Origin of the sequence: Micromonospora sp. RTGN7 (assembly GCF_033804645.1) — a bacterium.
Lineage (GTDB): Bacteria > Actinomycetota > Actinomycetes > Mycobacteriales > Micromonosporaceae > Micromonospora.
In genome coordinates this window covers 24,232-37,102 of the sequence record NZ_JAPZLF010000023.1, presented here as the reverse complement: position 1 = coordinate 37,102, position 12,871 = coordinate 24,232, and the positions used below count along the sequence as shown (strand labels likewise).

Annotated in this window: 13 protein-coding genes; 6 read left to right on the top strand and 7 right to left on the bottom strand. The window is 73.5% G+C overall.

Annotation, left to right across the window (positions count from 1 at the left end):
- The first annotated feature begins 46 nt into the window (after positions 1–46).
- Positions 47–2,305 (top strand): AAA family ATPase, encoded by a 2,259-nt coding sequence (locus tag SNR22_RS25375; protein ID WP_320069169.1) that lies wholly within the window; start codon positions 47–49, stop codon positions 2,303–2,305.
- A 55-nt stretch (positions 2,306–2,360) separates the two neighbouring features.
- Here SNR22_RS25375 and SNR22_RS25370 read toward each other — a convergent pair whose 3' ends face one another.
- Complete coding sequence (locus SNR22_RS25370; protein ID WP_320069168.1) at positions 2,361–2,870, bottom strand: GNAT family N-acetyltransferase; 510 nt, start codon at positions 2,868–2,870, stop codon at positions 2,361–2,363.
- 250 nt (positions 2,871–3,120) lie between these two features.
- Between SNR22_RS25370 and SNR22_RS25365 the strand changes: the two genes are divergently transcribed.
- Positions 3,121–3,336, top strand: coding sequence for a hypothetical protein (locus tag SNR22_RS25365; protein ID WP_320069167.1), 216 nt, complete (start codon positions 3,121–3,123; stop codon positions 3,334–3,336).
- 5 nt (positions 3,337–3,341) lie between these two features.
- On the opposite strand, the gene SNR22_RS25360 is transcribed toward SNR22_RS25365, so the two are convergent.
- From SNR22_RS25360 to SNR22_RS25345, 4 genes are all read right to left on the bottom strand, one after another.
- Positions 3,342–3,812 carry a DUF3263 domain-containing protein gene (locus tag SNR22_RS25360; protein ID WP_320069166.1) on the bottom strand — a complete coding sequence of 157 codons (471 nt, stop codon included), beginning with the start codon at positions 3,810–3,812 and terminating at the stop codon, positions 3,342–3,344.
- Positions 3,813–3,949: 137 nt separating this feature from the next.
- Positions 3,950–4,969, bottom strand: a complete 1,020-nt coding sequence (locus SNR22_RS25355; RefSeq protein ID WP_320069165.1) for an ABC transporter permease subunit — start codon at positions 4,967–4,969, stop codon at positions 3,950–3,952.
- Complete coding sequence (locus SNR22_RS25350; protein WP_320069220.1) at positions 4,966–5,916, bottom strand: ATP-binding cassette domain-containing protein; 951 nt, start codon at positions 5,914–5,916, stop codon at positions 4,966–4,968. Before SNR22_RS25350 ends, SNR22_RS25355 begins: the two co-directional genes overlap by 4 nt.
- Before the next feature lie 183 nt (positions 5,917–6,099).
- Complete coding sequence (locus SNR22_RS25345; RefSeq protein ID WP_320069219.1) at positions 6,100–6,885, bottom strand: DeoR/GlpR family DNA-binding transcription regulator; 786 nt, start codon at positions 6,883–6,885, stop codon at positions 6,100–6,102.
- Positions 6,886–7,083: 198 nt separating this feature from the next.
- On the opposite strand from SNR22_RS25345, the gene SNR22_RS25340 reads away from it, so the two are divergent.
- From SNR22_RS25340 to nagA, 3 genes are read left to right on the top strand one after another with little or no spacing between them, the layout of a single operon-like run.
- A complete protein-coding gene (locus SNR22_RS25340) occupies positions 7,084–8,013 on the top strand; it encodes a sugar isomerase (RefSeq protein ID WP_320069164.1) in 930 nt (309 codons plus the stop codon).
- Positions 8,010–8,960: an ROK family protein gene (locus SNR22_RS25335; protein ID WP_320069163.1), complete on the top strand. Its 951-nt coding sequence runs from the start codon at positions 8,010–8,012 to the stop codon at positions 8,958–8,960. Before SNR22_RS25340 ends, SNR22_RS25335 begins: the two co-directional genes overlap by 4 nt.
- On the top strand, positions 8,960–10,069 hold the full coding sequence (nagA, locus tag SNR22_RS25330) for an N-acetylglucosamine-6-phosphate deacetylase (RefSeq protein WP_320069162.1): 1,110 nt from the start codon (positions 8,960–8,962) through the stop codon (positions 10,067–10,069). Before SNR22_RS25335 ends, nagA begins: the two co-directional genes overlap by 1 nt.
- 363 nt (positions 10,070–10,432) lie before the next feature.
- Here nagA and SNR22_RS25325 read toward each other — a convergent pair whose 3' ends face one another.
- Positions 10,433–11,041: a TetR/AcrR family transcriptional regulator gene (locus SNR22_RS25325; protein ID WP_320069161.1), complete on the bottom strand. Its 609-nt coding sequence runs from the start codon at positions 11,039–11,041 to the stop codon at positions 10,433–10,435.
- An 84-nt stretch (positions 11,042–11,125) separates the two neighbouring features.
- Between SNR22_RS25325 and SNR22_RS25320 the strand changes: the two genes are divergently transcribed.
- On the top strand, positions 11,126–11,566 hold the full coding sequence (locus SNR22_RS25320; protein WP_320069160.1) for a DoxX family membrane protein: 441 nt from the start codon (positions 11,126–11,128) through the stop codon (positions 11,564–11,566).
- A gap of 35 nt (positions 11,567–11,601) precedes the next feature.
- Here SNR22_RS25320 and SNR22_RS25315 read toward each other — a convergent pair whose 3' ends face one another.
- The gene (locus tag SNR22_RS25315) at positions 11,602–12,825 is read right to left on the bottom strand and encodes a DUF4032 domain-containing protein (protein ID WP_320069159.1); all 1,224 of its coding nucleotides are present in this window, start codon (positions 12,823–12,825) and stop codon (positions 11,602–11,604) included.
- Positions 12,826–12,871 lie beyond the last annotated feature (46 nt).

Sequence of the window (12,871 nt, the reverse complement as noted above, 5' to 3'; positions counted from 1 at the left end):
TCGATCCAGCGGCCCCTGTCCCTCAGGGGGCGGCTACCCTCGGGCGATGGCCGCACCCGACCTGACTCTCACCGCCATTCTGCGACCAGCCGCGCTGGACGCCAGGCGCGGCGTCGTCCGGCTGCACCCGGAGGTGCTGACCGCGCTGGCGCTGCGCCCCGGCGATCCGGTCCGGCTGGCCGGGCGGCGGGTGACGGCCGGCATCGTCGCCCCGGCCGGGGCGGATGCGAGCACCGCCCTGCTCTACGCCGACGACCTGCTCCTGGGCAACCTGGGCATCCGCAACGGCGGACAGGTGACGGTGAGTCCCGCGCCGGTCACCGCCGCCCGCCGGGTGACCCTGGCCGGGCCGGTGGGGGTGATCGCCGCCGTCTCCCCGGAGATGCTCCGGCTGGCCCTGCTCGGCAAGGTGGTCACCGCCGGGGACGACGTCTCCCTGCTGCCCCAGGACGTGCTGCCGGACGCCTCCGTGCGGACCCTCGTCGAGGCCGCCCGGCGCAGCCTCTCGAACACCGTCGGGTACGCCTGGACCAGCACCCTGCTCACCGTGACCGCCGCCGAGCCGGACGTCGGTGCGCTGGTGACCATGGAGACGGTGGTCGGCTGGGAACACGGCCAGACCACCCGCACGGGCGGACTGCCCGGCACGAACCGGGCCGACGGCACGACCCCGGCCGACCGGGGTGCCGGTGCCGACCACCCGGTCGACCGGACCGGCGACGTGGGCGGGGCCGAGGACGCGCCCGGCGTGGACGAGCTGCCCGGGCTGCGGGCCCAGGCCGAGGAGCTGACCGAGCTGCTCGACCTCGGGTTCCACCACCGGGAGGTGCTGGGCCGGCTGGGCACCGCCGTGTCGCTCGGGGTGCTGGTCGCCGGGCCCGCCGGGTCGGGCAAGTCCGCCCTGGTCCGGGCGGTCGCCACCCGGGTAGGGGCAACCGTTCGCCCGATCTGGGCGCCCGAGCTGGCCGCGCTCACCAACGACGCGGCAGCACGGCGGCTGCGCGCCGCCGCCGACGAGGTACGCGGGAACAACCCGGCCGTGCTGCTGGTCACCGACGTGGAGGCGCTCGCCCCGACCGAGAACCCCGGGCCGCTCTCCACCGTCTTCCGGCAGCTTCTCGCCGACACCCTCCGGGCCGGGGTGGCGGTGGTCTGCACGACCAGCCGCCCCGAGGCGGTCGACCCCGCGCTGCGCGCCCCCGACCTGCTCTCCCTCCGGATCACCGTGCCCCTGCCCGACCAGGCGCTACGCCGGGAGCAGCTGACCGTGCTGACCCGGCAGGTACCACTGGCCGGGGACGTCCGGCTCGACGAGGTCGCCGGGCGTACGCCGGGGTTCGTCGCCGCCGACCTGGCCGCGCTGGTCCGGGAGGCCGGGGTGCGGGCGGCGCTGCGACAGAAGTCGGCCGAGACGCCGACGGTGGCCATGGCCGACTTCACCGCCGCCTCCGAGGTGGTCCGGCCGACCACCATGGCCGGGTCCACCCTGGAGTTGGCCGACGTCACCCTCGACGACGTCGGGGACATGGTCGAGGTCAAGGAGACGCTGACCGAGTCGGTGCTCTGGCCGCTGACCTACCCGGACACCTTCGCCCGGCTCGGGGTCCGGCCGCCACGCGGGGTGCTGCTCTACGGGCCGCCCGGCTGTGGCAAGACCTACCTGGTCACCGCGCTGGCCGGGTCGGGCCGGGCCAACGTGCTCTCGGTGAAGGGCGCGGAGCTGCTGTCGAAGTGGGTCGGCGAGAGTGAACGGGCGGTCCGGGAACTGTTCCGCCGGGCCCGGGAGGCCGCCCCGACGCTGGTCTTCCTCGACGAGGTCGACGCCCTCGCCCCGGTACGCGGCCAGGCCAGCGACGGCGGCACCACCGACCGCGTGGTCGCCGCCCTGCTCACCGAGATGGACGGCGTCGAGTCGCTGCGCAACGTGGTGGTGATCGGCGCGACCAACCGCCCCGACCTGGTCGATCCGGCCCTGCTGCGGCCGGGCCGGCTGGAACGGCTGGTGTACGTGCCCCCGCCCGACGGGGCGGCCCGTGCGGAGATCCTGCGCGCCGCCGCCCGGAACGTCCCGCTGGCCGAGGACGTCGACCTCGCCGACCTAGCCGACGGGCTGGACGGCTTCTCGGGGGCGGACTGCGCGGCGCTGGTGCGGGAGGCGGCGCTCGCGGCGATGCGGGAGTCGCTGACCGCCTCGACGGTCACCGCCGGGCACGTCGAGGCGGCACGGAGGCGCGTCCGCCCGTCCCTGGACCCCGGCCAGGTCGCCTGGCTGGCCGCGTACGCGGAGGCCCGCGCGGCGCGTTGAGCGCGCCGGCGCGGAGCGGAAAGGGCGTAAGCCGAGCGGACGATTCCGAGGACGCTCAGCGGGCGGGCGGGATGGCGTCGAGGGAGATCTCGGCGCGTACCGTGTCGCCGTTCTCGGCCAGGACTGCGCCGCACCCGCACAGCACCGACACGGCACCCACGTTTTCCCGGGTGGTGTACGCCACGACCGTACGCATCCCGGCCGCCGCCGCGAGGTTGAGCAGTTCCCGCAGGGCGGCGACGCCCACCCCCTGCCCTCGGGCAGACCGGCCGAGCCAGAGGCCGGTCTCGACGGTGCCGGGTGCCGGGCAGCGGGTCATCCGGATCATTCCCAGCACCTCGCCGCCCACCAGGATCGCGTACATCCTGGTGCGGGCCGGGCCTTCGAAACCGGCGAAACCCGTCCGGTAGTAGACACGGAACGCCTCCCGGCGGGCGTGCGACCAACCGGCGGGCGCGTCGACCGGGGGCATCACGTCGTCCGGCTCGGCCTCGGCGACCGCCACCGAGAGCAACGGCTCCAGGTTCCGCTCGTCCACCGGCTCCAGCTTGACCACACCTGCCACGTGGCGCAGTCTGCCGGCCGAGCCCGCCCGCGTCCACCCTTTCCGCCCGCTGCGGCCGGTCCGCCGGCGGGTACGAGCCGGTCGGACCGCGGCGGGGAAATGCCGCCCGGGGGCGCGCCCGGGGACATCGCCACAACTCTGCGACACGCAACGGTGACCGAAGGTAGCGTCAGGGTGATCGGCCACTACGGCGGCCCGACCGGCGTGCCGGTCGGCGGCCGGGGGCGTTCGACGGCGACAGGGGGATCGCATGTTGGCACGGTTGCACCAGTCAGGCATCAAGGCGGAGCACGCCTATCTGGCCGGGTTCGTCAGTATCGGGCTGTCGTTCACCAGCTGGTTCATGTCCAAGCACCTGGAACGGGCGGGCGTGGACCGGGCAGACCGCTGGGGCATCTTCATCGGCGAGTGGGCGCCGACGTTCTTCGCGATCGGCAACGGCCTGCGCAGCTACGAGGTCCGCTGAGCCGGTCAGCGTCGTCGGTTGCGGGCCCGTGAGGAACGCAACCGACGCAGCCGGCCGACCAGCATCGGCTCGGCGGCCAGCGCGGCCGGATTGTCCAGCAGCCCGTTGAGGAGCTGGTAGTAGCGCGTCGCGGAGAGGCCGAAGGCGTCCCGGATCGCCTGCTCCTTGGCGCCGGCGTGCCGCCACCACTGCTGTTCGAACGCGAGGATGCGCACTTCCCGCTCGGTAAGGCCGGCGTCGACCGCGGCGTCCGCACCGGGGGCGATCACCGCGCCGTCGGACGCCGGGGCGGAGGACTCGGGCGCGGCGCGGGGCTGGAACGCCGGGACGGACGATTCGGGCGCGGCACGGGGCGGGGGGACGGTGACGCCCTCCCGGACGCCCGTGGCCTCCCGGCCGGCCTCGCCCCGCCGGCCAGCGGGGCCCGACGGTTCGGGCCGGTCGGTGGCGGCCGGAGAGGCGTCGGCAGGCGACATGGCGCTCCTCACGCGGGCGGGCGAGGGGACGGCAGCGGCGTGCCGACCGGGGATCCCCAGCCTAACCAGGGCCGGCCCGGGCCGCATCGGACGAGCGGTGCGGCCCGGGCCGGCCGGTGTGGCGGACGTGCCGCGGGTCAGGCGATGTCGCGGCGGCGCATGGTGACCAGCGCCGCGCCGAGGATGGTCACCAGCCCGAAGACGAGCAGGATCGAGGCGTGCCCCCAGGTCACGTCGAGCGTGTCCGGCTTACACTCCCCGTAGTAGGTGGCGTTGCAGGACTCCCAGTCCTCCAGGGTCACCTTCTTCTGCATCCACGCCAGCACGTACGTCGGCAGCAGCCACGCCTCCAGGAACCGGGCGCCGGCCATCTGCATGATGATGCCGAGGCCGAACTGGCCGACCACGACGAGCCCGATCGCCCCGCCGAGAGCCATCGCGGTGTGCCGCCCGAGCGAGGCGAGCGCGAACCCGAGGGTCGCCGCGACCACGATCAGCGCCAACCCGCGCAGCTCGGTCAACGCAAACGACTGCCACGCGCCGGAGGTCATCTTCGCGGTGCTGCCCCGCAGCGTGGCGACGGCCCAGAAGCCGGCGGTCCAGACCACCAGGGCGGCGACGGAGACGGCTACCAGCCCGGTCAGCAGCGCCGCCAGCTTGGTCAGCAGCACGGTGAGCCGCCGGGGCCGCCAGAGCAGGAGGTTCATCATCCCGCCGGAGTTCCATTCGGCGCCGACGAAGGAGGCGCCGACCACGAACCCGATGAGCGCCACGATCGAGGTGAAGGTGATGACCATTTCCTCGAAGCTGAGGCGGAAGTCGAACGTCGAGGGCAGGAACCACTGGGTCTCGACACTCTCCCGAGGCGGTGCCTCGATCATCGCGCAGTCCGTCGGGTACCGACCCTCGGGCTGATCCTGGCCGGACGCCTTGGCCTGCACGCAGGCCGCCCGTTCCCGCTCGGCCTCGCGCACCTGATCCTGGTGCTGCTGCTCGGCCCGGCTCTTTGCAATGGCCTGCTGCTCGGCGTCGATCTTCTGGTTGGTGAAGAAGACCCCGACGAGCACCGCCCCGAGCACCAGCAGGCCGAGCAGCGTCGCCCAGCGGGTAAGGCGCCGCTTGCCGAGCCGGCGCAGCTCCGTGCGATAGAGGCTCATGCGCCCCAACCTCCTCCGGCGGCGCCGGGCTGACCCGGGCCACCGACCTTCGTGGACTGGTCGACCTGGCGGTGCTGCCCGGGCACGGGAGCGGTCGCGGTCAGCTCCAGGAAGACGCTCTCCAGGTCGACCATGACGGGGGCCAGTTCGCTGACGTAGAGGCCCTGCTCGGCCAGCAGCCGGCTCACCATGGCCGGTTTGTCGACCCCGGCGAGCATCAGGTGGTCGGGCTGGGCGTTCACCGCCACGCCCGCCCTGGTCAGCGCGTCGGCCGCCCTCGGCAGGTCGGCGACCGCCTCCAGGCGGACCCGCACCCCGCCGCCGGAGTGCTCGGCGAGCACCTGGTCGACCGGGCCGAACGCGACCCGCCGGCCCAGCGAGATGATGGTGACCGAGTCGCAGATGAGCTGGATCTCGCCGAGGATGTGGCTGGAGAGCAGCACGGTCATCCCGGAGGCGGCGAGGTCGCGGGTCAGGGTGCGCATCTCCCGGATGCCGCCCGGGTCGAGGCCGTTTGCCGGCTCGTCCAGGATGAGCAGCTTCGGCTTCTTTAGCAGGGCCGAGGCGACCGCGAGCCGCTGCTTCATGCCCAGCGAGTACGTCTTGACCCGCTCGCCGGCCCGGTCCCGCAGGCCGACCAGCTCCAGCACCTCGTCGACCCGGTTCTGCGGCACCTCGCCGGCCCCGGCGAGCAGCGACAGGGTGTCGCGGGCGGAGAAGTTCGGGAAGAACTGCGGGCTCTCCACGATCGCGCCGACCTGGCCGGCCACGGCGGGCAGCGCGGCCGGCACCTCCTGACCGAAGATCGCCATCCGGCCGCCGTTGGGCCGGATGAGGCCGAGCAGGGTGCGCAGGGTGGTGGTCTTCCCCGACCCGTTGGGGCCGAGGAAGCCGTGCACCTGGCCCTGTTCGACCACCATGTCGAAGCCGTCCAGGGCGTGCCGCACCCCCCGGCGTCGACTCTTGTACGTCTTGCGTAGACCTTCTATTTCCAGGACAGCAGGCAAAGCTGCGCCTCCCCCGATGAGTACAGGTGACGACGCACACCATACGCGGTATGCAAACGGCCGCAATACTCGGTATGCATCCCGGCGTGTCGGGAGGTGGCGCAGGTGCAGGGAGTACCTCGCTCAGGCGCAGACCACGTGGACCCCCGCAGCGCGGAACGCTTCGACCACCTCGGGGGCGGCGCCGGAGTCGGTCACCAGGGTCTCCACCCGGTCCACCGGGCAGATCCGGGCGAACGCGTGCCCGCCCAGCTTGGACGAGTCCGCGATGATCACCACCCGCTTCGCCCGGGCCACCATCAGGTTGTTCATCGCCGCCTCGCCCTCGTGGTGGGCTGCGGCACCGAGCTGGGGGTCGATCGCGTCCACACCGAGCAGGGCCACGTCCAGGGTGACCTCGCGCAGCAGCGCCCCGCCCAGCGGGCCGACCAGCTCGAACGACTTGGGCCGCACCACCCCGCCGGCCACCACCACCTTCATCCGGGAGCGGACCAGCAGTTCGTTGGCGATGTTCAGGGCGTTGGTGACCACGGTGAGCTGGGCACCCTCCGCGCTGGTGTTCAGGTCCGGCCGAACGGCCAGCGCGCGGGCCACCTCCGTGCTGGTGGTGCCGCCGTTGAGGCCGACCACGGTGCCCGGGGTGACCAGCGCGGCGGCGGCCGCTCCGATCCGCTGCTTCTCGGCCGAGTGCTTGGCGGTCTTGTAGCGCAGCGGCAGGTCATACGAGACACCGTTGGCCACCGCGCCACCCCGGGTCCTGGTGATCATCTGCTGCTGGGCGAGCTGGTCGAAGTCGCGCCGGATGGTGGCCTGGGAGACCTTGAGCCGCGCCGCGGCCTCCTCGACGCTCACCCGGCCGTTGTCAGTGAGCATCTCCAGCAGCGCGTTCCATCGGGCGTACCGGTCCACTGCGTGGCCCTCCACTGACTCTGCACGAATGCTGATCGATTTCGTGCACAGTAGTGCGCGAAACTAGGCTGGCGCAAAGCTCCGCCCTGCGCGATCTTGGGAGGCGGTTGCCAGGGCCACGGTGTTTCACACAGAATGACGCGCGAAAGACGGCCATATCGCGCCGTATTGCGCACGGCCTCCCGGCGAGGAGTTCTCATGGCGTTCGTCCACGCGGAGATCGCGAGTCAACCCGACTGTTGGCGGGAGGCGGCGCTGCTGGCCCCCACGGTCGCCGAGCACCTGCCGCGCCCCCGGGAGCGGGTCGCCGTCGTCGGCTGCGGCACGTCGTGGTTCATGGGGGCGGCGTACGCCGGGCTGCGCGAGGCCGCCGGCCTCGGCGAGACCGACGCCTTCCAGGCGTCCGAGTTCCCGGCCGGCCGCCGCTACGACCGGCTGATCGCCATCACCCGCTCCGGCACCACCACCGAAGTGTTGGAGCTGCTCGCCGCGCTGCGCGGCCAACTCCCCACCACGGTCATCGTCGGCGACCCGGCCTCCCCCGCCGTCGAGCTCGCCTCGGCCGCCGTGCCCATGCCGTTCGCCGACGAGCGGTCCGTGGTGCAGACCCGGTTCGCCACCAGCGCGCTGGCCGTGCTCCGCGCCCACCTCGGCGAAAACCTCTCCGCGCTCGCCGCCGATGCCGAGGTCGCTGTCCGGGCCCCGCTGCCGATCGACCCGGCCCTGATCGAGCAGGTCACCTTCCTCGGCCGGGGCTGGACCGTCGGGCTGGCCCAGGAGGCCGCGTTGAAGTGCCGCGAGGCGGCCACCTTCTGGGCCGAGGCGTACCCGGCCATGGACTACCGGCACGGCCCGATCTCGGTGGCCGCCCCCGGCCGGCTGGTCTGGGCGTTCGGCGCCATTCCCGAGGGGTTGGCCGAGGACGTCGCCGCCACCGGGGCAGCGTTCGCGCACAGCCGCACCCACGGGTGCCACACGGTGCTCACAAGCTGGGCGGCCGGGCGTACCCCGGTCGACCCGATGGCCGACCTGATCCTCGCCCAGCGCTTCGCCGTCGCCCTGGCCACCAGCCGCGGCCTCGACCCGGACGCGCCCCGGCACCTGAGCCGCTCCGTGGTGCTGGCGTGAGCCCAGCCGACGTCGTCGTCGCACTGGACGTGGGCGGCACCGGGATGAAGTGCGCCCTGGTCCGCCCGGACGGCGTCGCCATACACGTCGAGCGCCACTGCACCGACGCGGGCCGCGGCCCGCACGCGGTGGTCGAGACCATCCTGGAGGTCGCCGAAGGGCTGGCCGGCAGGGCACGGGCCGACGGGCTCGCCCCGGTGGCGCTCGGCGTCGCCGTCCCCGGCGTCGTCGACGAGGCCGCCGGGATGGCGGTCTGGTCGGCGAACGTCGGCTTCCGGGACGTACCGCTGCGGGACCTGGCGGTGGCGCGGCTCGGGCTACCCACGGCGCTCGGCCACGACGTGCGCGCCGGTGGCCTGGCCGAGGCCCGGCTCGGCGCGGGCCGGGGCACCGGACACGTGCTCTTCGTCGCGATCGGCACCGGCATCGCCGCCGCGCACGTGGTCGACGGGTCGGCCGCCGTCGGCGCGCACGGCGCCGCCGGGGAGATCGGCCACATCCTGGTACGCCCCGACGGCCCGCGCTGCGGCTGCGGCCGCCCCGGCTGCCTGGAGGCGATCGCCTCGGCCTCGGCGATCGCCCGCCGGTACGCCGAGCTGACCGGCACGCCCGGCACCACCGCCGAGCTGACCGGCACGCCCGCCACGGCGGCCGAGGTGGCCGACCGGGCCGTTGACGGCGAACCGGCGGCCGTCCAGGTCTGGGCGGAGGCCGTCGAGGCGCTGGCCGACGGGCTGGCCACCGGCCAGGCGCTGTTCGACGTGGAGACGATCGTGATCGGCGGCGGCCTGGCCCAGGCCGGCCCCCACCTGCTGGACCCGCTGCGCGCGGCGCTGCACGAGCGGATGACCTTCCACCGGGAGCCGCGTCTCGTCGCGGCGGCCCTCGGCGACGAGGCCGGTTGCCTCGGCGCCGCCCTGCTCGCCCTCGACAGTCTGGAGAAGTGATGGCTCTTCGGGTGAACGGCAAGGTGGTGACCCCCACCGGCGTGGTCCGGCAGGGCTGCGTGGAGATCGACGGCGACCGGATCACCGCCGTCGCCGAGTACCCGTCGGCGCACGACGGGCACTGGATCGTGCCGGGCTTCGTGGACATGCACACCCACGGCGGGGGCGGGCACACCTTCACCACCGGCGACGCCGACTCCGCCCGCGCGGCGGCGGCGTTCCACCTGGCACACGGCACCACCACCCTGCTTGCCAGCCTGGTCAGCTCGCCGTTCGAGCTGATGCGGGCGGCGACCGGGGCGTACCGGCCGCTGGTGGCCGAGGGGGTGCTGGCGGGCGTCCACTTCGAAGGGCCGTACCTCTCCTCGGCCCGCTGCGGCGCGCAGAACCCCGAGTTCCTCCGCGACCCGTCCACCGATGAGCTGGCCGAGCTGATCGAGCTGGGCGAGGGCGCGGTCCGGATGGTCACCCTGGCTCCGGAGCGTGACGGAGCACTGGAGGCGATCAAGCTGCTCACCGCCCACCAGGTGGTCGCCGCGATTGGGCACACCGACGCCACGTACGACCAGACCCGCGCCGCGGTGGCGGCCGGCGCGAGCGTCGGCACCCACCTGTTCAACGGCATGCGTCCGGTGCACCACCGCGAGCCGGGTCCGGTGATCGCCCTGCTGGACGCCCCGAACGTGGTCTGTGAGCTGGTCGCCGACGGGGTGCACCTGCACGACGGGATGCTCACCTTCGCCACCTCGACCGCCGGCCCCGAGCGGACCGCCCTGATCACCGACGCGATGGCCGCCGCCGGCATGCCCGACGGCGAGTACGACCTGGGCGGTCAGGCCGTCACCGTGGCCGACGGGGTGGCCCGGCTGGCCTCCGACGGCGCGATCGCCGGCAGCACCCTCACCATGGACGCCGCCCTCCGGCACGCCGTGCACGCCGGCATCCCGATGGCGGACGCCTGCCGGATGGTGGCCACCACGCCGGCCCGGGCGATCGGCCTCGGCGACCGGGTCGGCGCGCTACAGGTCGGCCTCCGCGCCGACCTGATCGTCCTCGACGACGACCTGAACGTGGCCCGGGTGATGCGCGGCGGCTCCTGGGTGGAGTGACCTCGCCGGGGGCCTGCCGTGAGCGGGCCCCGGGGCCGGCTCACGGCAGGCCCGGACCCGTTTTCGCGACGGTGCACGGCACCCAGCAGCCGGGCGGGAAGGTCCGCGCCAGTGCACGTGGAGCTGCCCCGTTCAAGCGCCCACCCCGCCGCCCGCTTGCGGTGGCTGCGCGCGAACGGGGTCGCCCCGGGTCGATAGGCCGCGCGGCCGGACCGGTGCCCCGGCCCCGCGGGCAACTCCACAGGGGCCGCGACGCCCGGTACTGCGGGCCATCGAGATGGCCGGTCCCGCCACTGCCGGATCGGGCCGGCCGGTCGAGTAACAGGCACTCGGGCCGAGGACGACGAAACCGAGCGTCGCCCGTCAGGGCATGTCGACGGGTGGCTCCCGGAGGTGGCCGAACGCGAGGGTGATGATCTCGCGAGTGAACGCCTCCGGCTCGATCTCGGGGCCGTCCGCCAGAGCTCCGCCGAGCCACAGGCTGACGAAGCCGTGCACCATGGACCAGGTGGCGACGGCGATCTTCCGGTCGAGGGCCGGATCGGGGGAAAGGCTCTGTGCGCCGGTGGCGAGGATGGCTGCGGAGCGCGCTCGCGCCGGGGCGACGGCAGGGTCGTCGGGCCGGTAGAGCTCCGGCCGGAACATGACCCGGAAGTGCGCCGGGTGGGCGACGGCGAAGCGGACGTAGGCCGTGCCGACCTCGTGAAAGTCGTCGCCCGCCGCCGCCAACGTCTCGGCGAACGACTCGAATCCCTCGGCCGCCACAGCGGTCAGCAGGCCGGTCTTGTCGCCGAAGTGATGCGCGGGGGCGGTGTGCGAGACGCCGGCGCTTCGGGCCAGCTCGCGCAGGCTCCAGCCGGTGGGGCCGGTCTCGTCGATGGCCCGCAGGGCGGCGTCGAGCATGACCCGCCGGAGGTTGCCGTGGTGGTAGCCGTGCTGGTCCATCCGTCCCACCTCTGCGGTCCCTGGCATGCGTCAACCATATCTTGCCATTGGAAAAATCCCTGCGCCGGGAGTATCTTTACGATGGAAACTTTCCAGTGGGAAGGCGTAGGCATGGGTCCATTCATCGCTCTGCTCGGTGGGTTCGTCGCGCTGCGGCTGGTCGGCGTGGCCGGCGTTGACGCGCTGGACGGCTGGCAGCCCGCACTGCGCGGCGGTCTGGCGCTGATGCTCGTGGTCACCGGCGTGCCCCACTTCCTGCCCGGCTGGCGGCGGGACCTCGCCGCGATGGTGCCACCGTCGCTGCCCCGACCCGACCTGCTGGTCACCGCCACCGGCGTCCTGGAACTGGCGGGCGCGGTCGGCCTGCTCGTTGCGCCCGTCGCGCCGTACGCCGCTGCCGGGCTCGCGCTGCTCATGCTGGCGATGTTCCCGGCGAACGTCTTCGCGGCCCGCCGAGCCCTGACCCTCGCCGGGCGCCCGGTCACGCCGTTGCCCCAGCGCACCGCGCTGCAACTACTCTTCGTGGCCGCAGCCGTCGCCGCCGGGCTGTGACCTGCGGCCCGCGGGCGGGGCGGGGCCGGGCGGGGTCAGCTCAGGGTGTTCACCTCGACGCCGAGGACGGCCTGCTCGTCGGGGCGGTGCACCAGCACGTCCGACAGGAACGACTGCATCGCCGGGCCCATGCCGACGTCCCGGCCGGCCTGCTCGGAGAGCAGCCATTTGTGCTCGATGATCTGCGCGAAGAGCTCCTGCGGCTCCAGCTTGCGGCGCAGGTGCGCGGGCACCGCCCGGACCACCGGCTCGAAGACCTCGGTCAGCCAGCGGTGGGCCGCCTGCTGCTCGTCGGTGAGGTCGCTCTCCGCCCGGTAGGCGTCCAGGTCGTTGAGCAGCTTGCGGGCCTGGTTCTCCTCGGCGTCGAGGCCGGTCAGCCGAAGCAGTCGGCGGTGGTGGTGTCCAGCATCGACCACCTTCGGCCGGACCAGGTACCGCCCGTCGGCGATCGTGGACATGGCCACCTCAGCCACGTCGAAGCCCAGGTCGTTGAGGCGGCGGATGCGGCCCTCGATGTCGTGCCGGGCCTCCCGCTCGACTTGCTGTTCGTAGCTGATCTCGTGCCAGAGCCGCTCGTAGCGCTGGACGACCTCCTCGCACACCACCTCGGGGTCGATCGAGTCGTGCAGCAGCCCGGCGGCCTGGAGGTCGAGCGCCTCGCCGAAGATGTTGACCCGGGCGATCTCCAGGTCCTCGCCGCGCTGGCCGTTGGAGAGGGCGGTGTGCAGCGCCCCGGTCTCCGCGTCCACCAGGTAGGCGGCAAACGCCCCGGCGTCCCGACGGAACAGGGTGTTCGACAGCGAGCAGTCCCCCCAGAAGAAGCCGGTCAGGTGCATCCGGACGATCAGGGCGGCCAGCGCGTCGAGGAGCCGGCCCATCGTCTCCGGGCGCAGGGTGCGCGAGAAGAGCGCCCGGTACGGCAGGGAGAACTGGAGGTGCCGGGTGATCAGCACCGACTCCAGGGCCTCCCCGTCCTCGGTCTGCCGGTCGGCGACGATCGCCACCGCCTCCACCGAGGGGAAGTCGATCCGCTCCAGCGCCCGGAGCAGGTCGTACTCCCGCTCGGCGATTCGCTCGCGGGTCTCCTTGAAGGCGTAGACGTGGCCGGCGAGCCGAACGAACCGGACGATGTGCCGAGAGATGCCCTGCGGCAGCGCCACCAGGTGTTCGGCAGGCCACTCCGCCAGCGGGGTCGACCATGGAAGGTCGAGCAGCGCCGGGTCCACGAGGGCAGAGGTGATCCGCACGCCGCCAAGCATGACGGCTCAACCGGCCAAACGCTTCTCTTCGTGGTTCGCCCCACAA

What these genes read in the sequence shown, in the direction of transcription:
- SNR22_RS25375 (WP_320069169.1), top strand. Translation starts at nt 47, where the DNA reads ATGGCCGCACCCGACCTGACTCTCACCGCCATTCTGCGACCAGCCGCG.
- SNR22_RS25365 (WP_320069167.1), top strand. Translation starts at nt 3,121, where the DNA reads ATGTTGGCACGGTTGCACCAGTCAGGCATCAAGGCGGAGCACGCCTAT.
- SNR22_RS25360 (WP_320069166.1), bottom strand. Translation starts at nt 3,812, where the DNA reads ATGTCGCCTGCCGACGCCTCTCCGGCCGCCACCGACCGGCCCGAACCG.
- SNR22_RS25355 (WP_320069165.1), bottom strand. Translation starts at nt 4,969, where the DNA reads ATGAGCCTCTATCGCACGGAGCTGCGCCGGCTCGGCAAGCGGCGCCTT.
- SNR22_RS25340 (WP_320069164.1), top strand. Translation starts at nt 7,084, where the DNA reads ATGGCGTTCGTCCACGCGGAGATCGCGAGTCAACCCGACTGTTGGCGG.
- nagA (WP_320069162.1), top strand. Translation starts at nt 8,960, where the DNA reads ATGGCTCTTCGGGTGAACGGCAAGGTGGTGACCCCCACCGGCGTGGTC.
- SNR22_RS25325 (WP_320069161.1), bottom strand. Translation starts at nt 11,041, where the DNA reads ATGCCAGGGACCGCAGAGGTGGGACGGATGGACCAGCACGGCTACCAC.
- SNR22_RS25320 (WP_320069160.1), top strand. Translation starts at nt 11,126, where the DNA reads ATGGGTCCATTCATCGCTCTGCTCGGTGGGTTCGTCGCGCTGCGGCTG.
- SNR22_RS25315 (WP_320069159.1), bottom strand. Translation starts at nt 12,825, where the DNA reads ATGCTTGGCGGCGTGCGGATCACCTCTGCCCTCGTGGACCCGGCGCTG.